This is a genomic window from Streptomyces sp. enrichment culture, from assembly GCF_964272855.1.
In the GTDB taxonomy this organism is placed as follows: Bacteria; Actinomycetota; Actinomycetes; order Streptomycetales; family Streptomycetaceae; genus Streptomyces.
This window is the reverse complement of record NZ_OZ186847.1, coordinates 3,933,230-3,953,354: the sequence shown is the minus strand read 5'-3', so window position 1 is coordinate 3,953,354 and position 20,125 is coordinate 3,933,230. Positions and strand designations below refer to the sequence as shown.

The following is a 20,125-nucleotide window of genomic DNA, read 5'->3' as shown; positions in this document are numbered from 1 at the left end:
GCGGCGTCAGCCCCGCGGGTGACGCAGGCGTACCGAGACCCAGCGGGCCCGGCGGCGCAGGATGCGCGGAATGCCCACCCTCGGGTCGCCGGCCGCCAGTTGCGGCGTACCCCGCTGGTGAGAGCTCAGGGTGTTGCCCGAGCGGCGGTCGCGTGCGGCGTCACTGTAGTCGTGCGTCCAGCCCATACCCCGACGTGTGCCCCCACCCCATGGTCGATAACCGCCTCGCGGGCCCTCAATTGGCCTATGCGCCGGGCATGTGGCCGTTCGTAGGACAGATGTTCACGTCCGGATACCGGGCGCATCGGTGCGGTCACCCGTTGGGGTCATCCGCCGGGCTCACCGGTCGGGTTCGGGGTCCTTCAGCCAGCCGATCAGCTCGTTGGAGAACGCCACCGGGTCCTCCTCGTGCGGGAAGTGGCCCAGCCCGTCGAAGAGCCGCCAGCGGTACGGGGCTTCGACGTACTCGCCGGAACCGGCCGCGCTGCGGGTGCGCATCACCGGGTCCAGGGAACCGTGCAGATGCAGCGTCGGCACCCGAACGGGCCGTTTCATCCGGCGGTTGAACTGGAAGCCGTCGGGACGGGCCAGGGAGCGGACCATCCAGCGGTACGGCTCGATGGAGCAGTGCGCGGTCGACGGGATGCACATCGCGCGCCGGTACGTCTCCACCGCCTCGTCGTCCGGGGTGCGCGGCCCGGACCAGTCCCGGATCAGCCGCCCGACGAGCGCCCCGTCGTCCGCGACGAGCTGCCGCTCCGGGATCCAGGGCCGCTGGAAGCCCCAGATGTAGGAGCCGGCGGTCGTCTGTCTGGGGTCGGAGAGCATCGCCGAGCGCCAGCGCCGCGGATGCGGCATCGAGGCGACCGCCAGCCGCCGCACCAGCTTGGGGCGCATCACGGCCGCCGTCCACGCCAGGTAGCCGCCCAGGTCGTGCCCGACGAGCGCGGCGTCCGGCTCGCCGAGCGAGCGGACGACGCCGGTGATGTCGAGGGCGAGGTTGGCCGGGTCGTACCCGCGCGGCGTGCGGTCGCTGCCGCCGACACCCCTGAGGTCCATGGCGACGGCCCGGAACCCGGCGTCGGCGAGCGCCACCAGCTGGTGCCGCCAGGCCCACCAGAACTGCGGGAAGCCGTGCAGCAGCATCACCAGCGGCCCGTCGCCCAGCTCCGCGATGTGGAAGCGGGCGCCGTTGGCGGCCACGTCCCGGTGGATCACCTCGTGCCCGCCGGGCAGGCCGAGGCGTACGGCCGAGGCCGGCTGGGCCGGTGGAGTGTCGGGTTCCGTCATGACGACGAGCGTGCCACAGGTTCGATGGCCGCGGGCACGCGGTCGGCGGGCAGCTCCGGACGCGGGTGCGGCTTGGCGTTCTGCAGGACGCCCGCCGTCTCCTTCATCGACGCGGCGACCTTCTGGGGGCCGCGGCCCTTCTTCGCCTTCTTCGCGAAGACCACGCCGATCAGCGCGAGGACGCCCGCGACGAGCACGTTGGCCGCGAAGGACAGCAGGAAGCAGATCGCGAGGTTCCAGTGGGTCCAGGTCCGAATGCCGTACGCCAACGCGAAGTTGAGCATCGGCAGCGAGAACAGCAGGAGCACGCCGGCCGCCATGAAGGCGCCGCCACTGGTCGCGCCCCGCTTGACGTCCTGTCGGAGCTGGGCCTTGGCCAGTGCGATCTCGTCGTGCACCAGCGCGGACATTTCGGTCGTCGCCGTGGCGAACAGCTGGCCGATACTGCGTTCGGCGCCGACCGGGCTGCCGTCGGGTGCGCTCATCGCGGTCTCCCTCTTCTGCCTGACTGGTGACGGTCCCGTCATTTGTACCGTCTCGTCAGATCATGCCGGACCGTGGTTCTCCTCGCCTGCCCCGCCCGCCACTTCGGCAGTCGTATCGCGCCCGGCGGCCTTCTCCTCGGCCATCCGGCGGTGCTCCGCGGCCTTGCGCTCGTGGATGGCCGCCATCCGCAGGTGGTACTCGGGCTGGTCCTCCTCGTAGACGTCCGGGATGCCGTCGAGGTCGTCGTCGCGCTCCTCGGCCTCCCACATCCGGCGGTACTTGGCGTTCCGGATCTTCAGCAGCACGGTCGCCGCGGCCGCCGCGAGCAGGGAGCCGGTCAGGACGGAGGCCTTGACCTCGTCGGTGAGCGTCGCGTCGCCCTCGAAGGCCAGTTCGCCGATGAGCAGCGAGACGGTGAACCCGATGCCGGCCAGGGTCGCCACCGCGAACACGTCCGGCCAGGCGAGGTCGTCGCTGAGCGAGGCCCGGGTGAAACGCGCCGTCAGCCAGGTGCCGCCGAAGATGCCGAGTGTCTTGCCGACCACCAGACCCAGCACCACCCCCAGGGTCTCCGGCCGGGTGAACACCTCGCCGAGCGCCCCGCCGGACACCGACACGCCCGCGCTGAACAGGGCGAACAGCGGCACGGCGAGGCCCGCCGAGAGCGGCCGTACGAGGTGCTCGATGTGCCCGCCGGGGGAGTGCTCCTCGTCCTCACGGGTGGTGCAGCGCAGCATCAGACCCATCGCGACACCGGCGATGGTGGCGTGGACGCCGCTGTTGTACATCAGCGCCCAGATCACCAGCGCCAGCGGGACGTACACGTACCACCCGCGTACACCCTTCCGCAGCAGCAGCCAGAAGACGGCGAGGCCGGCCACCGCGCCGCCGAGGGCGGCGAAGTTCAGGGTGTCGGTGAAGAACACCGCGATGATCAGGATGGCGAACAGGTCGTCGACGACGGCGAGGGTCAGCAGGAATGCGCGCAGGGCGCTCGGCAGGGACGTGCCGATCACCGCGAGCACGGCGAGCGCGAAGGCGATGTCGGTGGCCGTCGGCACCGCCCAGCCGGCCAGGGAGCCGCCGCCGACGACGTTGGTGAGGGTGTAGACCAGCGCGGGTGCGGCCATGCCGCACAGCGCGGCGACGACCGGCAGGGCGGCGGCTCTGGGGTCGCGCAGGTCACCGGCGACGAGTTCGCGCTTGAGTTCGATGCCGGCGACGAAGAAGAAGATCGCGAGCAGACCGTCGGCGGCCCAGTGCGCGACGGAGAGGTTCAGGCCGAGTGCCTCGGGGCCGAAGTGGAAGTGACTGACCGATGCGTAGCTGTCGTGCACCGCGGGAACGTTCGCCCAGATCAGGGCGGTGATCGCGGCGACGAGCAGCAGGACGCCGCCGACCGTCTCGGTGCGCAGCGCGTCCGCGACGTAGGTCCGCTCGGGCAGGGAGAGCCTGCCGAAGACCTTGCGGGGGGTGCGGGGGGCGGACACGGGGACCTCCGGTGGGTGGGCAGCGCGAATCGCTTGCCGACCAGACTTCCCGGCGCACCTTTTATTTACTTTACCTAAGGGGCTTCGCCTGAGGAACGGTGGGCGGGTCCACCACCGTCCCACCCTAGGCGCGCGAAGGGTGCCCGGCACGTTCGGTGCCGGACACCCCTCGACACGGTGAGATCAGTCCTCGCTCGGCGCCGCCGGGAGCTGCGACTGGATGAGCTGCATGACCGTGCTGTCGGTCAGCGTCGTGACGTCCCCGAGCTCACGGTTCTCGGCGACATCACGCAGCAGCCGGCGCATGATCTTGCCGGAGCGGGTCTTCGGCAGCTCGGCCACCGGCAGGATCCGCTTGGGCTTGGCGATCGGGCCGAGCGTGGCACCGACGTGGTTGCGCAGCTCGGCGACCAGCTCCCCGGTCTGCGCCGCCGTACCGCGCAGGATCACGAAGGCGACGATCGCCTGGCCGGTGGTCTCGTCCGCCGCGCCGACCACGGCCGCCTCGGCGACGGCGGGGTGCGAGACGAGCGCGGACTCGACCTCGGTGGTGGAGATGTTGTGCCCGGAGACGAGCATGACGTCGTCGACGCGTCCGAGCAGCCAGATGTCGCCGTCGTCGTCCTTCTTCGCGCCGTCACCCGCGAAGTACTTGCCCTCGAAGCGCGACCAGTAGGTGTCGATGAAGCGCTGGTCGTCGCCCCAGATGGTGCGCAGCATGGACGGCCACGGCTCGGTGAGGACCAGGTAGCCGCCTCCGCCGTTCGGCACCTCGTTCGCCTCGTCGTCGACGACCGTCGCGGAGATGCCGGGCAGCGGGCGCTGCGCGGAGCCCGGCTTGGTCTCCGTGACGCCCGGCAGCGGCGAGATCATCATCGCGCCGGTCTCGGTCTGCCACCAGGTGTCCACGACGGGCGTCCGGTCCGCGCCGATGTGCTTCCGGTACCAGACCCACGCCTCGGGGTTGATCGGCTCGCCCACGGAACCCAGCACGCGCAGGCTGCCGAGGTCGAACTTCGCGGGGATGTCGTCGCCCCACTTCATGAACGTGCGAATGGCCGTCGGCGCCGTGTAGAGGATCGTGACCCCGTACTTCTGCACGATCTCCCAGAACCGGCCCTGGTGCGGGGTGTCCGGCGTGCCCTCGTACATCACCTGGGTCGCGCCGTTCGCCAGCGGCCCGTAGACGATGTAGGAGTGCCCGGTGACCCAGCCGACGTCGGCGGTGCACCAGTAGACGTCCGTCTCCGGCTTGAGGTCGAAGACCGCGTGGTGGGTGTACGCCGTCTGTGTGAGGTAGCCGCCGGAGGTGTGCAGGATGCCCTTCGGCTTACCCGTCGTACCGGACGTGTAGAGGATGAAGAGCGGGTGCTCGGCGTCGAACGCCTCCGGCGTGTGCTCCGCGCTCTGGCGGCCGACGAGGTCGTGCCACCACACGTCCCGCTCGTCGTTCCAGGCGATGTCCTGGCCGGTACGGCGGACCACGAGCACGTGCTCCACGTTGTCGACGCGGGTGATCGCGTCGTCGACGGCCGGCTTCAGCGCGGACGGCTTGCCGCGCCGGTAACCGCCGTCGGAGGTGATGACCACCTTGGCGTCCGCGTCCTGGATGCGGGTCGCGAGCGCGTCCGCCGAGAAGCCGCCGAAGACCACCGAGTGCGCGGCGCCGATCCGGGCGCAGGCCAGCATGGCGATCGCCGTCTCCGGGATCATCGGCATGTAGACGGCGACCCGGTCGCCCTTGCGGACCCCCAGCTCCAGCAGGGCGTTCGCGGCCCGGGACACCTCGTCCTTCAGCTCGGCGTAGGTGATGGCGCGGCTGTCGCCCGGCTCGCCCTCGAAGTGGATGGCCACCCGGTCGCCGTGCCCGGCCTCGACATGGCGGTCGACGCAGTTGTACGCGACGTTCAGCTCGCCGTCCTTGAACCACTTGGCGAACGGCGGGTTCGACCAGTCCAGCGTCTCGGTCGGTGCCTTGGCCCAGGTCAGCCGTCGGGCCTGCTCGGCCCAGAAGCCGAGCCTGTCAGCCTTGGCCTGCTCATACGCCTCCGCGGTGACGTTGGCGTTCGCGGCCAGGTCGGCGGGGGGCGCGAACCTGCGCTCTTCCTTCAGCAGGTTGGCCAGGCTTTCGTTGCTCACGACATCTCCCTTTCCCAGGGTGTCCGTTGTGTCCCAGGCCACAGCTCATCAGACCCGGGGGGCCGATGACAAGGGTCGTTGGGAAATTGGTTTAGACCTATTCGCTGATCGACTGCGGGTCGGGGTCATCCGTACCCACGGACGCGGGGGCAGCGGAGTTCAGGTGTTGTAACGCCTCTCACACTTCCGCCCAAGTACAGGTGAAGACAGACGAGATCCGGTGAGAGGGGACAGCCAGTGGACGGCATACGGGGCGGGCCCGCGGCGGCGGTACGGGACCCTCGGCTCTTCGAGGAGTTCTACCGCCGCCATGTCGACGCCGTGACCTCTTTCGTGGCCCGGCGTGTCGCCGACGCCCACACCGTCGCCGACCTCACGGCCGAGGTCTTCCTCGCGGTCCTCGACTCCGCCCACACCTACCGCGCCGGGCGCGGTGGCGAACGCGCCTGGCTCTACGGCATCGCGCGCAACGTCGTCTCCTCGGAGTACCGGCGCCTGGACCGCGAGAGACGGCGCGACCGGCTGATCTCCGGGCGGCGGCTGCTGGACGCCGACGACATCGCCCGCCTGGAGGACAAGCTCGACGCCGAGTCCCCCGGACGCCGCGCCCTCGCCGCGCTGGAACGGCTGCCGGAGGGTGAGCGCGCGGTCCTGGAACTGATCGTGGTCGACCAGCTCACGGTCACCGAGGCGGCGACCGCGCTCGGCATCCGCCAGGTCACGGCACGGGTCCGGCTGCACCGGGCGCGGAAGGCGCTGCGGGCGGAGGCGGGGCACGAGGAGGCGGGGCGTGAGGAGCCCGTCCCGCCGGGTGGTGGAGCGCACGGCACATCTCTGTCATACGTCACCGGAGGAAACGGGGGAGAGGCATGACCAGCGGCACGACCAGGACGACCTTCGAGGACCGGCTGCTCGCGGAACTGCGCCGCGAGATCGAAGCGCGCGCGAGTGAGTCCGCGGCCGTTCCGACGTCCGCAGCCGTCTCGGCATCCGCAGCCGTTCCGACGTCCGCAGCGGTCCCGACGCCTGCAGCGGTCCCGGCACCTGCTCCGGGACGCCGTCGCAGGGCCGTCACGGCGCCGAGGCTCGGCCTCGTCGCTCTGGCCTGCGTCGCCGCCGGGGCCGCATGGGTACTGGCACCGGGCTCCCCGGCCGACACCCCGGCCTACGCACTGGAATCGCACCCCGACGGGAGCGTGACCCTCACCCTGAACGACATCGCGCTCGGCGGTCGCTTGCAGGACGGGCTCGCCGAGCGGCTGAAGCGGCAGGGCATCCACGTGTCCGTGGACGAGCTGCCCGTCGGATACCAGTGCACCCACCCGCGCGGCGAGACCCTTCCGGGCCCCTTCGCCCGGGGTGAGGACGGCGCGGTCGGCTGGGAGATCACCCTGCGCCGCGGGGACTCCCTGGCTTTCGAGAGCACCTCTCAGCCGCAGCCGGACGGCAGCCGGCAGCGGGTCGTCAGCTTCTACGGGGTCCGCGGCGAGATCGCCCCGTGCGATCCCGTCCGCGCCCCGGAGCCCCGCCCGGCGGAGACGTCCGGCCTCCGCTGAGCGGGGCTCCCGCTACGCCGGGCTGCGCAGATCCTCGGCGTCGGGCACATGGTCGAAGACCTCCGCCCCGGCCGCCTCGGTGAGCAGGTAGGCCTGTGCCTCACCCACGTGGAAGTACATCCCGTGCAGCTCCAGCGCTCCCTCGCGCAGGGCCCGGGCCACCGACTCGTGGGCGCGCAGATGCTCCAGCTGCTGGACGACGTTGGTCAGGCACAGCTGCTCGACCGCGTCGGCCGGCCGCCGTCCGGCGAGCCGCGCCCAGGGCCGTTCGGTGTCGGCCATCCGCTCCAGGCTGGGCATCCCGTGCCGCAGCCATCGCTTGAGCGGGGTCTGCGCGCCGCCGGGTTCGGAGTTGATCAGTGCCTGCATCGCTCCGCACCCGGAGTGCCCGCACACCGTGATGGACCGCACCTCCAGCACGTCCACCGCGTACTCGATCGCCGCGGCGACGGAGTCGTCACCGCTCTCCTCGCCCGGCAGCGGCACCAGGTTGCCCACGTTGCGGACCACGAACAGGTCACCCGGACCGCTGGAGGTGATCATCGAGGTGACGAGCCGTGAGTCGGCGCAGGTCAGGAACAGCTGCACCGGCCGCTGCCCCTCCCTGGCCAGCCGCGCCAGCTCACCTCGCACCAGCGGGGCGGTCTTGCGCTGGAACGCGCTGATGCCGCGGGCGAGGTGGTGACCGCCTGGGCTGTCGGCGGACACGGAGCCGGTGGACGGGGCCGAGCTGGTGGAGCCGGTGGGCGGGGCGGACGGGGTGGGGGTGGTGGGGTTTTGCCGGGCTCTCGGGCTGTCCGAGTCTTCGGCGCGTCCTGGGCTTTCGAGTCGTCCCGTGCCTCCGGGGCGTCCTGAGCCGTCGGGGCTGCCCGGGCCTTCCGGGTCCGCCGAGCCCGTCACGCCGGCCGACTGGCCGGAGCTGCCGGAGCTGCCGGACCTACCGGGGCCACCGGTGTCACCGGAGTCCTCGGTGCCGCCGGTGATGTCGGCGTCCTCGGATCCGTCCGGACCGTCGCCCCGAACCCTGCCCGCTCCGGCATCCGCCGCAGGCTCCGGCATCGGCCGCTCCCACTCGCACTGGTGGTTGCGCCAGGCCGTCCACGGCCGGCATCTGCAGTCGCCGGCGCCTTCCGGGTCGTCGGCGTCGGTACCGGTGTGCGGCTCGGAGGGGGCGCCCGGCTCGGCGATGCGGATTCCGGCGCGGCGGCCGGTCAGCTCGACGGTGCCGCCCTGCGCGGTGTGTGTGTTCTGCCAGTCCTGAAGGGTCTCGTACGCCGCGTGGTCCATGAACGAGCCGTCCAACTCCACGACGACGTCGGTGCCTTGAGGTACGTGGTGCAGCATCCGGCTCAGACGGGGCACGGCGAGGAACGTCAACTGGCCGCGTACATGGACGTGATGGACTCCCTTCTCCTCCGTGTGCGTGATACGGGTGCGGGTCAGGCGGTGCAGGGCGACGGCGACGGCCACGGCGATCCCCAGGGCAACGCCCTCCAGGACGCCGAAGAGCACCACGCCGAGGGTGGTGACGGCGTACACCAGCACTTCTCGGTGGCGGGTCACCGTGCGGATGTGGTGCAGGGACACCATCTGGATGCCGACGGCCATCACCAGGGCGGCGAGCGAGGCGAGCGGGATGAGCTCCAGGAGCGGAACCATCAGCAGCGCGGCGACTACTACGAGAACGCCGTGCAGCATCGTGGAGTTCCGGCTCACCGCGCCCGAGTTCACATTCGCCGTGCTGCGCACCGCCACGCCCGCCACCGGCAGTCCGCCGAGGGCGCCGGAGACCATGTTCGCCGCGCCCTGGCCGAGCAGCTCTCGGTCGAGGTCGGAGCGCGGCACCCGCCCGGTGAGCCCGGGCCGGGCGGCGGCCAGTTTGTCCACCGCGACCGCGCCGAGCAGCGACTGCACACTGCACACCAGCGTGATGGTGAGCACCGCGGCGATCAGGCCGAGCACCGGCCCCTCCGGCCGCCCGGCCAGCGCGTGGTTGCTCCAGGAGGGCAGATCCACCTTGGGCAGGGTGAGCCCGGCGAGCGAGGCGGTCGAGGTGGCCCCGGCGACGGCGATGAGCGGCGCCGGTGCCTTGCGCAGCAGACGTCCGGCCCGGCCGGGCAGCCGGGGCCAGACGAACAGCAGGGTCAGGGTGAGCGCGCTCATCGACAGCGCGGCGGGGTGCAGGTGCGCGAGCTGGGCGGGCAACGCCCGCAGATTGTCCAGCACGGCGCTCTGCGGGGTGCCGCCGAGCACGATGTGCAGCTGGGCGACGGCGATGGTGACACCGATGCCGGCCAGCATGCCGTGCACGATCGCGGGGCTGACCGCGAGGGCGGTGCGGGCCACGCGCAGGCAGCCCAGGCCCAGTTGGGACAGGCCGGCGAGGACGGTAATGGCGCAGGTCGTCCGCCATCCGTAGAGGTGGATGAGGTCGGCGGTGACGACCGTGAGTCCGGCGGCGGGGCCGCTCACCTGGAGCGGGGAGCCGCCGAGCCGCCCGACGACGATGCCGCCCACGGCGGCGGCGACGAGGCCGGCCTGGAGCGGGGCGCCGGTGGCGAGGGCGATTCCGAGGGACAGGGGCAGCGCGATCAGGAAGACCGCGATGGAAGCCGACACATCCGCCCCGGCGATCCGGGAGCGGAGGGGCCCGCGCGATGGCGGGCTGTGCGGCTGGTGACTGCGGTTGGACTGGTGGGGGTCGGTGGGGCGAGTGGGGACGCAGGCTGACATGTTTCCCGTCTCCTCCGGGGCAGCGCGGTCGCGGAACAGGTCGGTCCCGCCGGGCAGCGGGTCGGTCGCGGCCGTGGGTCACGGCATGCAGTGGCGGGATGCATCAACTCTCAGTAAACGGATCGTAATCAAGAGTAAAGGTCAAGCATGTATTTTCCCGGCAAATGGGTCAAAGAATCACTCCGAAGAGTGAAGTGAGCAGTTGATCGGCTTGTCGTACTAATTCCTTCTCGGCCCCATGCGACCTTGGCGGCGCTGTCGGCTTTTCCGGCGTATCAGGCACCTGCCTGCACACCGCCGCATATCGCTGTGTATCGCCCGAAACGCCCCAACGGCGTTGGCCCGAGAGAAGGAAGAAGGTGGGCGGAAGATGGCCGCCACCCAGAGAATCGCCGCGGGCGCCGTGGCCGCCGCGGCCTGTGCCGCGTCGCTCGCCGGTTGCTCGTTCGGCTCCGACACCGACACGGAGGGCGCGCCCGGACCGCAGAAGGCGGAGGCGGCCCTGGCCCCCAACGGCCCCTATCGGCTGATCGGCGACGGTTCCACGGCGTTCACCGGAGCACAGCCGCGTCTGCCCGAGCCCGAGCGGCTGAAGCCGGGGGAGAAGCCGCCGCAGTTCGTGGTGTTCTCCTGGGACGGGGCCGGCGAGGACAGCCAGAAGCTGTTCTCCCACTTCCGCGAGGTCGCCAGGGCCAACAACGCCACCATGACGTACTTCCTCAGCGGGGTGTACCTGCTGCCGGAGGAGAAGGCCGAGCTCTACAAGCCGCCGCAGCACTCACCGGGCCGCTCCGACATCGGCTTCAACGACCGGCAGGGCATCGCCGACACCGTCGAGCAACTGCGGCTGGCCTGGCTGGAGGGCAACGAGATCGGCACCCACTTCAACGGCCACTTCTGTGGCGAGGGCGGCGGTGTCGGCGAGTGGTCGGTGCAGGAGTGGAAGGACGAGATCGCCCAGGCGAAACGATTCGTCAGGTCCTGGAAGACCAACGCCGGGATGACCGGTGCCGAGCCGCTGCCCTTCGACTACGACAAGGAGCTGATCGGCGCCCGCACACCCTGCCTGGAGGGGCAGGAGAACTTCATGGAGGCGGCTCGGGACCTGGGCTTCCGGTACGACACCAGCGGCGTCAACAACCAGGTCTGGCCGGAGCAGAAGGACGGCCTGTGGGATCTGTCGATGCAGCTGGTGCCGTTCCCCGGACACACCTATGAGCAGCTGACCATGGACTACAACTTCATGGTCAACCAGTCCGGCACCACCACCCAGGGTGACCCGGACAAGTACCAGCGCTGGGGCGACCAGATGCGCGACGGTCTGCTCGCGGGCTTCCGGCGGGCCTACGACGGCAACCGCGCGCCGCTGATCATCGGCAACCACTTCGAGTCCTGGAACGGCGGCACCTACATGCGTGCCGTCGAGGAGGTCATCGAGCAGGTGTGCACCAAGCCCGAGGTGCGCTGTGTGTCGTTCCGCCAGCTGGCCGACTGGCTGGACGCCCAGGACCCGCAGACCCTCGCGAAGCTGCGCACGCTGAAGGTCGGCGAGGCCCCGAAGCAGGGCTGGGCGTCCTTCCTGTCGGGACGCCCGGCCCCCGCCCCGAAGGGCGTGCCCGGGGCGCCGGCGAACAAGGGATAGGGCGGACCCGCCCTGCGGCCCGTGTGGCGGACGGCTGTGTCAGGCGCTCGCCGCCACGCTCTCGCCGAGCACGAAGGCGGGGTCGACCTGCGCCGCGAGGTCGGCCCCGGTGCGCTCGTTGCCCCAGGACCGGGCGTTCTTGAGGTGGAAGTGGACCATCTGGCGGGTGTAGCGCTCCCAGTCGCGCCCGTCGTATGTCGCGTCGGCGGCCGACTGCAAGGTGAGCAGGGCGCGGCGGTTGGCGTCCTCCAGGAGCTCGAACCGGGGCGGGCGGCCCTTCTCCATGGCGCGCACCCAGTCCGAGTGCCCGACCACGACGAGCAGGTCGTCCCCGACCTCCTCGCGCAGGTAGTCGAGGTCGTCCTGGCCCTGCACCTTGTTGCCGACGACTTTCAGACGGACGCCGAAGTCACGGGCGTACTCCTTGTACTGGCGATAGACGGAGACCCCCTTCCGGGTCGGTTCGGCGACGAGGAACGTGATGTCGAAGCGGGTGAACATGCCGGAGGCGAAGGAGTCGGAGCCGGCGGTCATGTCGACCACGACGTACTCGTCGCGGCCGTCGACCAGGTGGTTCAGGCACAGCTCCACCGCTCCGGTCTTGGAGTGGTAGCAGGCGACCCCCAGATCGGCCTCGGTGAAGGGGCCGGTGACCATCAAACGGACGGCGCCGCCGTCGAGTTCCACCGGCCGGGCGCAGGTGTCGTAGACCGGGTTGTCCTCGCGTACCCGCAGCAACCGGGAGCCCTCGCCGGGCGGCGTGGTCTTGATCATCGTCGCGGCGGAGGAGATGCGCGGGTTGGTGCCGCGCAGATAGTCCTTGATCAGCGGAAGGTGGTCTCCCATCGCGGGCAGCGCGGCGGATTCCGTCTCGTCGAGGCCGAGTGCGGCGCCCAAGTGCTGGTTGATGTCGGCGTCGACCGCGATGACCGGTGCGCCGGTGGCTGCCAGGTGGCGGATGAACAGGGAGGACAGGGTGGTCTTGCCGCTCCCGCCCTTCCCGACGAAAGCAATTTTCATGTTCAGTAAGCGTAGTGGCGCGAGGACGGCCCGGGCGGGCCCGACGTGAAGAAGACCACTCCTTCGTGGGGTCCGGGCCCTGGGTGCGTAATGTCGTACCCATGAGTACGACAGGCGCGACCGCCGACCCCCTCGCGGCCTTGGGCGCACTGCCCGGCGTGGCCGAGTCCGTGGAGTCCGTGCGCAAGGCAGTGGACCGCGTGTACGGACACCGGATCATGCGGCGCCGCAGCAACGCGATCACCTCTGAGGCGGCGCTGCGCGGCGCCCGCGGTTCGGCGGCGCTGTCCGGTGCGGACTGGGCGCTGGAGGAGGTCCGCCGGCGCACCGACTTCAGCGGTGACGACGAGGCCCGCACCGTGGGCGCGGCGCTGCGGCTGACCGCCGAGGCGGGGCAGCTGCTGTCCATCTGGCGGCAGTCGCCGCTGCGGGTGCTGGCCCGGCTGCACCTGGTGGCGGCGGCCGCCAACGCCGATCAGGTGGGGCGGCCGCGGCAGCAGGGCGAGCCGGTCGACGAACCGTTGGTCGAGCAGCCGTTGCCGAGCGCCGCCGAGGTGGCGGGGCGTCTGGACGGACTGTCCGAGCTGATCATCGCGGGGGGTTCGGCGCCCGCGCTGGTCACGGCCGCCGTCGTGCACGGCGAACTGCTCGCGCTGCGCCCCTTCGTCTCCCACAACGGCCTGATCGCGCGTACGGCGGAGCGGATCGTCCTGGTCGGCAGCGGCCTGGACCCGAAGTCGATCTGCCCGGCCGAGGTCGGCCACGCCGAGCTGGGGCGGTCCGCCTACCTGGCGGCGTTCGACGGCTATCTGTCCGGCACCGCGGAGGGCATGGCGGCCTGGATCGCGCACTGCGGCAAGGCGATCGAGCTGGGTGTGCGCGAGTCGACGGCGGTGTGTGAAGCGCTCCAGCGCGGGGCCGCGTGAAATAGGGCCCCCCGGGGGGCCTGAAAGGGTTGCGGCGGTACGAGGATTCGTACCGCCGCTGGCATGCGCACCCAGTTACCAAGCGTCCTCGATATGTCGCCCATCAGGTCGGGGTCTTTGCCCGTCACCTGGTGCGGCTGGCCCGTAATCGACGGGTCGACGTCGCGTGGGTGCCAGGTGTTCATGCATCGGTCCGTGGGGCCAATGTGCGTATTTAAGGTGATCCTTTCGGATGTCCTTGGTCTCGCGGGCCGTTGAGTCCTTTGTACTCCTGCGCAAAGGTAAGCGGAAGTGCTGGCTCTAGTTTTTACTTTTAAGTTCAAACAGGCCGGGAAAAGCGCGCTCAGGCGGTCTCCGCGCGGCGTCGGCTGGCGTACAGGACGAGGCCCGCGGTGGCCGCCGCCGCTCCTATCGCCGCCGCCGCGACCAGTGCGGGCCGCGGCGGTACGGAGAACGAGGGGATGCGCTGCTTGAGTCGGACCGGGCGGTGGAAGTCGAGAATCGGCCAGCCACGCGCGACGGCCTCCCGGCGCAGCGCGCGGTCCGGGTTCACGGCGTGCGGCCGGCCCACGGACTCCAGCATCGGCAGATCGGTCGCCGAGTCGCTGTACGCGTAGCAACGCGCCAGGTCATAGCCTTCGGACTCGGCCAGCTCCTTGATCGCCTCGGCCTTGGTGGGGCCGTAGGCGTAGTACTCGACCTCGCCCGTGAAGCAGCCGTCCTCGCCTACGACCATCCGGGTGGCGACCACCCGGTCCGCGCCCAGCAGCTCGCCGATCGGCTCGACCACCTCCGCGCCCGAGGTGGACACGATCACCACGTCACGGCCGGCGGTGTGGTGCTCCTCGATGAGCGAGGCGGCCTCGTCGTAGATGAGCGGGTCGATGATGTCGTGCAGGGTCTCGGCGACGATCTCCTTGACCTGTTGGACATTCCATCCGCGGACGAGCCGGGACAGATACTCGCGGGTCCGCTCCATCTGGTCGTGGTCCATACCGCCCACGAGGAAGACGAACTGGGCATACGCCGTACGCAAGGCGGCCCGGCGGTTGATCAGGCCGCCTTGGTAGAAGGACTTGCTGAAGGTGAGCGTGCTCGACTTCGCAATGACCGTCTTGTCCAGGTCAAAGAAGGCCGCTGTGCGGGGCAAGGAGTGGTTTTCCACAAGGCAGAGCATAGGCGCAGCCCATTCGGCGTAAGGTGGGGCGCGTGGGTTTGCCTGAGAGGGCTCTCGGGTACACCATGGAAGTCACGGATCGTTCGCGACCGTGCTAACCCGGTCCGACTCCTCCCCCCCCGAGTCGGCCGTGGGGACGACCCCCGCTCTCCCCCCCGGCGGGGGTCGTCGCATGTCCGGATGCGTTTTCCCCTTCACGACGCGGCGTCGGAGCCGTCTCGAGGCGGCCGCGGCCGCCCTTCTCGTCTGCTCATGATCCGTCACTCTGAGTAGCTACCGGACTGCTCTGCGGAAGTCGCGCAGGAGATGGCGTGGAGCCGTCCCGCGCTCACCGGTATGAGTGACGGCGATATTCACAGGTGCCCGGTTGTCCACAGTTATCCACCAAGATCCACATCATTTCCGCGTTCGCTGCACTGTGATTCCCACGCGCCCCGCTCCGACGAGTTCATGGCCGGTTCCGTTTGCCGGGCGCGTATGGCCGGTTTCCGGCGGCCGCTCATATGGGCGGCCCCGTCACCGGTTCTTCATCCGTCGCGGAACGCGCGCCGTCCGAGGCCCGCGAGCGACGAAGTCAGCAGCGAAGGGGGACATCCGCCATGGCCGGAACCATCACGCAGGACCAGTCGTCCGCCGCCGGAGGACGGCAGGGCAGGCCGCTGATCGTCACCGAGGACGCCGATCTCCTCGACGACCTGCTGCGCCTGTGTGCGGCGGCCGGAGCGACACCCGAGGTACACCACGGCCCGCCCGAGCGCGGCGGCTGGGAGTCCGCCCCGCTCGTCCTGGTCGGCGACGACGCGGCGCGGCGGCTGCGCGGCGCCCCGCGCCGAGGCGGGGTGGTACTGGTCGGGCGCGACCAGGACGACTCCGGCGTGTGGCGGCGCGCCGTGGAGATCGGCGCCGACCATGTGCTGATGCTGCCCGACGGCGAGCAGTGGCTGGTCGACCGCATCGCCGATGTCGCCGAAGGCGTCGGGCGGCCCGCACTCACCGTCGGCGTCATCGGCGGCCGGGGCGGCGCCGGAGCCTCCACACTCGCCTGCGCCCTCGCCGTCACCTCCGCGCGGGAGGGCCTGCGCACCCTGCTCGTCGACGCCGATCCGCTCGGCGGAGGCCTCGACGTCCTCCTCGGCGGCGAGACCGCGGAGGGCCTGCGCTGGCCCGCCTTCGCCGCCTCGCGCGGCCGGGTCGGCAGCGGCGCCCTGGAGGAGTCGCTGCCCGAGCTGCACGCGCTGCGGGTGCTCAGCTGGGACCGCGGCGACTGCCTCGCCATCGCCCCGCAGGCCGTACGGGCGGTGCTCGCCGCCGCGCGGCGCCGCGGTGGCACGGTCGTCGTCGACCTGCCGCGCCGGATCGACGACGGGGTCGCCGAAGCGCTCGCCCAGCTGGACATCGGACTCCTCGTGGTCCCCGCCGAACTGCGCGCCGTCGCCGCGGCGGGCCGGATCGCCTCCGCCGTCGGCATGGTCCTGAGCGATCTGCGGATCGCCGTCCGCGGGCCGTACGCCCCCGGCCTCGACGACCGCGAGGTGTCCCGGCTGCTCGGGCTGCCCCTGGCCGGAGAACTGCCCGTGGAGGCAGCGCTGTCGCGCCCCGGCGAGGGCAAGGCACCACCCGGCGCGGGCGGGCGCGGGCCGCTGGCGCGGTTCTGCAAGGAGTTCTGGGAGCGGGCACTGGTCGAGGCGGGAGCGGCATGAACGGCGGGAATCCAGCAGCCGCGCCGAGCCTTCCCGTGCCGCTGCTGGACGGCGTACGGCAGTGGCTGGCCGAGAGCGGGGCCGAGCCCACGCCCGCGCGGGTGGCACAGGCGCTGCGGGAGCAGGGGCGGGTGCTCGGCGACGCCGAAGTCCTCGGCGCGGCGGAGCGGTTGCGTTCCGAGCTGGTCGGCAGCGGGCCGCTGGAGCCGCTGCTCGCCGACCCGTCGGTGACCGACGTGCTGGTCTCGGCCCCCGACCGGGTGTGGGTGGACCGCGGCGGCGGACTGGAGCTGACACACGTCACCTTCGCCGACGCGGGCGCCGTACGACGGCTCGCGCAGCGGCTGGCCGCGGTGGCCGGCCGGCGCCTCGACGACGCGCGCCCCTGGGTCGACGCCCGGCTGCCCGACGGCACCAGGCTCCACGCGGTGCTGCCGCCGGTGGCGGTCGGCTGCGCCTGCCTGGCGCTGCGGGTGGTACGGCCGCGCGCCTTCACGCTGGACGAGCTGGTCGCGGCGGGCACCGTGCCGCCCGGCGGGGACCGGGTGCTGCGCGCGCTGCTGCGGGCCCGGCTGTCGTTCCTGATCAGCGGGGGCACCGGCAGCGGCAAGACGACCCTGCTGAGCGCGCTGCTGGGACTGGTCGGGCCGGGGGAGCGGATCGTGCTCGCCGAGGACTCCGCGGAGCTGCGGCCGGACCATCCGCACGTCGTCCGGCTGGAGACCCGACCCGCCAACCAGGAGGGCGCGGGCCTGGTGACGCTGGAGGACCTGGTCCGCCAGGCGCTGCGGATGCGGCCGGACCGGCTGGTCGTCGGTGAGGTGCGCGGGCCCGAAGTGGTCCATCTGCTGGCCGCGTTGAACACCGGCCATGAGGGCGGCTGCGGCACCGTGCACGCCAACGCGGCCGCCGACGTGCCGGCCCGGCTGGAGGCGCTGGGCACCGCCGCCGGACTCGACCGGGCCGCACTGCACAGCCAGCTGGCGGCCGCCCTGTCGGTCGTCCTGCACCTGGTGCGCGACCGGACGGGGCGGCGCCGGATCGCCGAGGTGCATGTGCTGGAGCGGGACTCCGGCGGGCTGGTGCGGACGGTGCCCGCACTGCGCTGGGACGCGCGGGCGTTCGCCCGTGAGCGGGGCTGGGAGCGGCTGCGGGAGCTGCTGCGCGACGAGTGGAGCGACGAGGGAAGCGACGAGCGGACCGGGGGAGCCGGACATGGGTGAGACGGCGGTGGTGGATACGGCGATGAGCGCGGCGGTGCTGTGCGCCGGGGCGGCGGCCTGGGTGATCGGCGGCCCGCACTCCGGGGCCCGCCGGGCGCGGCTGCTGTTCGCGGGCGGCGGAGCGGTGGGCACCGGACCGCCCGTGCCGTGGCGGTGGGCCGAAGCCCTGCGGCGGCTGTGCGGGCGGACGCGGGCCGAGTGGTGGGCGCCGGTCGCCGGGCTGGTTCTGGCGGTGCTGGGCTCGTCCGTGCTGCCGGTCCTCGCGGGAGCGGCCGGGGTGCCGCTGCTGCGGCGGGCGCGGCTGGCCCGGGAGGCGCGGCGCGCTCGGGAACGCCGGGGCGACGCGGTGATCGCGCTGTGCGGGGCGCTCGCCGGAGAGGTGCGGGCCGGACGGCAACCGGGCGAGGCGCTGCTGCGGGCCGCGCGGGACACCGGAGGGCTCGCAGACGCGCAGGCGGCGGTGCTGGCGGCCGCCCGGTTCGGCGGGGAGGTGCCGGGCGCGCTCTCGGCCGCGGCCCGGCAACCGGGGGCCGGCGGGCTGCTGGGGCTCGCCGCCTGCTGGCGGGTCGCCGTCGACCACGGCGCGGGCCTCGCGGCCGGGCTCGACCGGCTCGAAGCGGCCCTGCGCGCGGAACGCGATCAACGGGCCGAGGTGCGCGCCCAGTTGGCGGGCGCCCGCGCCACGGCCGCCATGCTCGCCGCCCTCCCGGCCCTGGGCATCCTCCTGGGCGCCGCCCTCGGCGCCGACCCGCTGCACGTCCTGCTGCACACCGGAGCGGGGCTGGGCTGTCTGCTGGTCGGCGCGGTGCTGGAGGCCGTGGGGCTGTGGTGGGTGCTGCGGATCGTGCGTGGGGCGGAGGGGGCCGCATGAGCGCCGAAGTTGTCCACAGGCTGGGGGTTCTCCCGGGGACGGCGCTGCTCCTCGGGTGGCTGCTGCGGCGGGCGGCGGCGGTGCGGCGCGAACGCCGGCTGCGACGGCGGTTGGCCGCACTGTCGGCCCGGGAGGTCCGGGACGCGAAGCGGCACGTCGATGTGCCGGACGCCGTGCGACGGCTGCTGCCCGAGCTGGCAGTGGCGGGCGCCGGGTGGGTGCTGGTCGGCGGGCTCGCGGGGCTCGTCGCGGGGCTGCTGGGCGCCGTGGCGTTCCGGCGGTGGCGGCAGTGGCAGCGGCTGCGGCGGACGGCCGCCGGTGAGGTGGTCGACGCCCGCGTGGCCGCCGGGCAACTGCCGCTCGCCGCCGACCTGGTGGCCGCCTGCGTGGCGGCCGGCGCCGGGCCCGTCGTGGCCGCGCAGGCCGTCGGCGAGGCGCTGGGCGGACCCGTGGGGGAGGCGCTGGCCCGGGGCGCGGCCGAGGTGCGGCTGGGCGGCGAACCGGGTGAGGCCTGGCGGGCTTTGGCGGCGGTGCCGGGAGCGGGAGGGCTGGCGCGGCTGCTGGAACGGGCCGACGTCTCGGGCCTGCCGGCCGCCGGACCGGCCGCCCGGCTCGCCGCCGACGCCCGCGCCGCGTGGGCGCGCGCGGCGACGGTGCGGGCTCGGCGGGCGGCGGTCCTGGTCACCGGGCCGGTGGGGCTGTGCTTCCTGCCCGCGTTCATCGCGGTCGGCGTCCTGCCCGTGGTGATCGGGATGGCGGGTGAGGTGATGGGACGGGGTGGTGGATGAGGCGGGACCGGACCGGGGCGACACGTGGACACATCAAGGGCAATGCGATCGAAGGAGTCGGAAATGAACAGGGTGGTACGGGTGCTGGTCGGCCGGACGCGTGGCGGGCGTGAGGACGCCGGGATGGTCACCTCCGAGTACTCGGTGGGGATCATCGCCGCGGCGGCGTTCGCGGTCGTGCTCTACAAGGTGGTGACCAGCGGACAGGTCAGTGCGGAGCTGCACAGCATCGTGAAGCAGGCCCTCGATGCGGGGATGTGAGCGGCGGTGGGCACGCCGGGATCAAGGGTTCGTGACGGCGGAGTCGGCCGTGGTGCTGCCGGTGCTGGTGACGGTCGCGATGGCGCTGGTCTGGGGGCTGCTGGTGGTGGCCGCCCAGATCCGGTGCGTGGACGCGGCCCGGACCGGCGCCCGCGCGGCCGCCCGCCAGGACCCGGCCGACGCGGTCGTCGCGGCGGCCCGCGATGCGGCACCGCGCGGTGCGAAGGTCGCGGTCGCCCGGGAGGGGGACCGGGTGCGGGTGGTGGTGACCGTCCGGCCGCCTGTCCTGAACGGCCTGCCGTTCGAGGTGCGCGAGGAGGCCGTGGCGTCGGTGGAGGGGGCGCGATGAGAGGGCCGGTGCCCGTGACGCGCGGGCCGCGCCGGTCGCGGCGCGCCGACCAGGGGTCCGCCACCGTGTGGAGTGTCGGGGTGATCGCCGTGCTGTGCGTGGTGTTCGGGGTCGGGCTCGCCCTGGGGCAGGCGGTGGTGGCTCGGCACCGCGCGGCCGGCGGCGCGGACCTCGCCGCGCTCGCCGCGGCGGACCACTGGGCGCGCGGCAGTACCGAGGCCTGTGCCCGGGCGGAGGAGGTGGCGCGGGCGCAGGACACACGGCTGGTGCGGTGCGTGCTCGTGGGCGAGATCTCCGACGTGTCGGTGGCGGCGGGGACGGAGCCGTTCGCGGCGGAGGTCAGGGCACGGGCGGGCCCGGCGGGCACGGCACCCGGTCCGCCGGCTCCGTCACCCGCTCGGGCGCATCCCGGTTCCGCGACACGTCCTGGCTCCGCGGGGCCTCCTGGGCTCACGGGGCCTCCCGGCTCCGTGG

Annotated in this window: 18 protein-coding genes and 1 pseudogene; 11 read left to right on the top strand and 8 right to left on the bottom strand. The window is 72.5% G+C overall.

Annotated elements, in window-relative coordinates:
• Positions 1 to 6: 6 nt before the first annotated feature.
• The 5 genes from ACSU6L_RS16995 to acs all read right to left on the bottom strand — a co-directional run bounded on the left by ACSU6L_RS16995 (position 7) and on the right by acs (position 5,447).
• A complete protein-coding gene (locus ACSU6L_RS16995; RefSeq protein ID WP_437057730.1) occupies positions 7 to 186 on the bottom strand; it encodes a hypothetical protein in 180 nt (59 codons plus the stop codon).
• Positions 187 to 339: 153 nt separating this feature from the next.
• Positions 340 to 1,290 (bottom strand): alpha/beta fold hydrolase, encoded by a 951-nt coding sequence (locus ACSU6L_RS16990; RefSeq protein ID WP_437057728.1) that lies wholly within the window; start codon positions 1,288 to 1,290, stop codon positions 340 to 342.
• On the bottom strand, positions 1,287 to 1,775 hold the full coding sequence (locus ACSU6L_RS16985) for a phage holin family protein (protein ID WP_073943226.1): 489 nt from the start codon (positions 1,773 to 1,775) through the stop codon (positions 1,287 to 1,289). The genes ACSU6L_RS16990 and ACSU6L_RS16985 overlap by 4 nt, the downstream gene beginning before the upstream one ends.
• 60 nt (positions 1,776 to 1,835) lie before the next feature.
• Positions 1,836 to 3,266, bottom strand: coding sequence for a Na+/H+ antiporter NhaA (gene nhaA, locus ACSU6L_RS16980; RefSeq protein WP_437057726.1), 1,431 nt, complete (start codon positions 3,264 to 3,266; stop codon positions 1,836 to 1,838).
• A 183-nt stretch (positions 3,267 to 3,449) separates the two neighbouring features.
• Positions 3,450 to 5,447 carry an acetate--CoA ligase gene (acs, locus tag ACSU6L_RS16975; RefSeq protein ID WP_437057724.1) on the bottom strand — a complete coding sequence of 666 codons (1,998 nt, stop codon included), beginning with the start codon at positions 5,445 to 5,447 and terminating at the stop codon, positions 3,450 to 3,452.
• Between the two features lie 195 nt (positions 5,448 to 5,642).
• On the opposite strand from acs, the gene ACSU6L_RS16970 reads away from it, so the two are divergent.
• Positions 5,643 to 6,278 carry an RNA polymerase sigma factor gene (locus ACSU6L_RS16970; protein ID WP_437057722.1) on the top strand — a complete coding sequence of 212 codons (636 nt, stop codon included), beginning with the start codon at positions 5,643 to 5,645 and terminating at the stop codon, positions 6,276 to 6,278.
• On the top strand, positions 6,275 to 6,961 hold the full coding sequence (locus tag ACSU6L_RS16965; protein WP_437057720.1) for a hypothetical protein: 687 nt from the start codon (positions 6,275 to 6,277) through the stop codon (positions 6,959 to 6,961). Before ACSU6L_RS16970 ends, ACSU6L_RS16965 begins: the two co-directional genes overlap by 4 nt.
• A gap of 12 nt (positions 6,962 to 6,973) precedes the next feature.
• Here the strand turns inward: ACSU6L_RS16965 and ACSU6L_RS16960 are convergent, their stop codons facing one another.
• Positions 6,974 to 9,694, bottom strand: coding sequence for a bifunctional SulP family inorganic anion transporter/carbonic anhydrase (locus ACSU6L_RS16960; RefSeq protein WP_437057718.1), 2,721 nt, complete (start codon positions 9,692 to 9,694; stop codon positions 6,974 to 6,976).
• A gap of 370 nt (positions 9,695 to 10,064) precedes the next feature.
• On the opposite strand from ACSU6L_RS16960, the gene ACSU6L_RS16955 reads away from it, so the two are divergent.
• Positions 10,065 to 11,336: a polysaccharide deacetylase family protein gene (locus ACSU6L_RS16955; RefSeq protein WP_437057716.1), complete on the top strand. Its 1,272-nt coding sequence runs from the start codon at positions 10,065 to 10,067 to the stop codon at positions 11,334 to 11,336.
• 39 nt (positions 11,337 to 11,375) lie between these two features.
• Here the strand turns inward: ACSU6L_RS16955 and ACSU6L_RS16950 are convergent, their stop codons facing one another.
• Positions 11,376 to 12,356, bottom strand: coding sequence for an ATP-binding protein (locus ACSU6L_RS16950; RefSeq protein WP_437057714.1), 981 nt, complete (start codon positions 12,354 to 12,356; stop codon positions 11,376 to 11,378).
• A gap of 101 nt (positions 12,357 to 12,457) precedes the next feature.
• On the opposite strand from ACSU6L_RS16950, the gene ACSU6L_RS16945 reads away from it, so the two are divergent.
• On the top strand, positions 12,458 to 13,282 hold the full coding sequence (locus ACSU6L_RS16945) for an oxidoreductase (protein ID WP_437057712.1): 825 nt from the start codon (positions 12,458 to 12,460) through the stop codon (positions 13,280 to 13,282).
• A gap of 343 nt (positions 13,283 to 13,625) precedes the next feature.
• On the opposite strand, the gene ACSU6L_RS16940 is transcribed toward ACSU6L_RS16945, so the two are convergent.
• Positions 13,626 to 14,459, bottom strand: coding sequence for an HAD family hydrolase (locus tag ACSU6L_RS16940; RefSeq protein ID WP_437057710.1), 834 nt, complete (start codon positions 14,457 to 14,459; stop codon positions 13,626 to 13,628).
• Positions 14,460 to 15,058: 599 nt separating this feature from the next.
• Between ACSU6L_RS16940 and ssd the strand changes: the two genes are divergently transcribed.
• The 7 genes and pseudogenes from ssd to ACSU6L_RS16905 all read left to right on the top strand — a co-directional run.
• Entirely contained in the window at positions 15,059 to 16,159 is a 1,101-nt protein-coding gene (gene ssd / locus ACSU6L_RS16935; RefSeq protein ID WP_437057708.1) for a septum site-determining protein Ssd, read from the top strand.
• Complete coding sequence (locus tag ACSU6L_RS16930) at positions 16,156 to 17,382, top strand: TadA family conjugal transfer-associated ATPase (RefSeq protein ID WP_437057706.1); 1,227 nt, start codon at positions 16,156 to 16,158, stop codon at positions 17,380 to 17,382. The genes ssd and ACSU6L_RS16930 overlap by 4 nt, the downstream gene beginning before the upstream one ends.
• A complete protein-coding gene (locus tag ACSU6L_RS16925) occupies positions 17,375 to 18,253 on the top strand; it encodes a type II secretion system F family protein (RefSeq protein ID WP_437057704.1) in 879 nt (292 codons plus the stop codon). Before ACSU6L_RS16930 ends, ACSU6L_RS16925 begins: the two co-directional genes overlap by 8 nt.
• Positions 18,250 to 19,041, top strand: a complete 792-nt coding sequence (locus tag ACSU6L_RS16920) for a type II secretion system F family protein (protein WP_437057702.1) — start codon at positions 18,250 to 18,252, stop codon at positions 19,039 to 19,041. Before ACSU6L_RS16925 ends, ACSU6L_RS16920 begins: the two co-directional genes overlap by 4 nt.
• A gap of 63 nt (positions 19,042 to 19,104) precedes the next feature.
• A complete protein-coding gene (locus ACSU6L_RS16915) occupies positions 19,105 to 19,302 on the top strand; it encodes a DUF4244 domain-containing protein (protein ID WP_437057700.1) in 198 nt (65 codons plus the stop codon).
• Positions 19,289 to 19,651, top strand: a complete 363-nt coding sequence (locus tag ACSU6L_RS16910; RefSeq protein ID WP_437057698.1) for a TadE family type IV pilus minor pilin — start codon at positions 19,289 to 19,291, stop codon at positions 19,649 to 19,651. The genes ACSU6L_RS16915 and ACSU6L_RS16910 overlap by 14 nt, the downstream gene beginning before the upstream one ends.
• Positions 19,648 to 20,046, top strand: a pseudogene (locus ACSU6L_RS16905) (Rv3654c family TadE-like protein); the annotation flags it as partial. The gene ACSU6L_RS16910 and the pseudogene ACSU6L_RS16905, both read left to right, overlap by 4 nt.
• Positions 20,047 to 20,125: the final 79 nt, after the last annotated feature.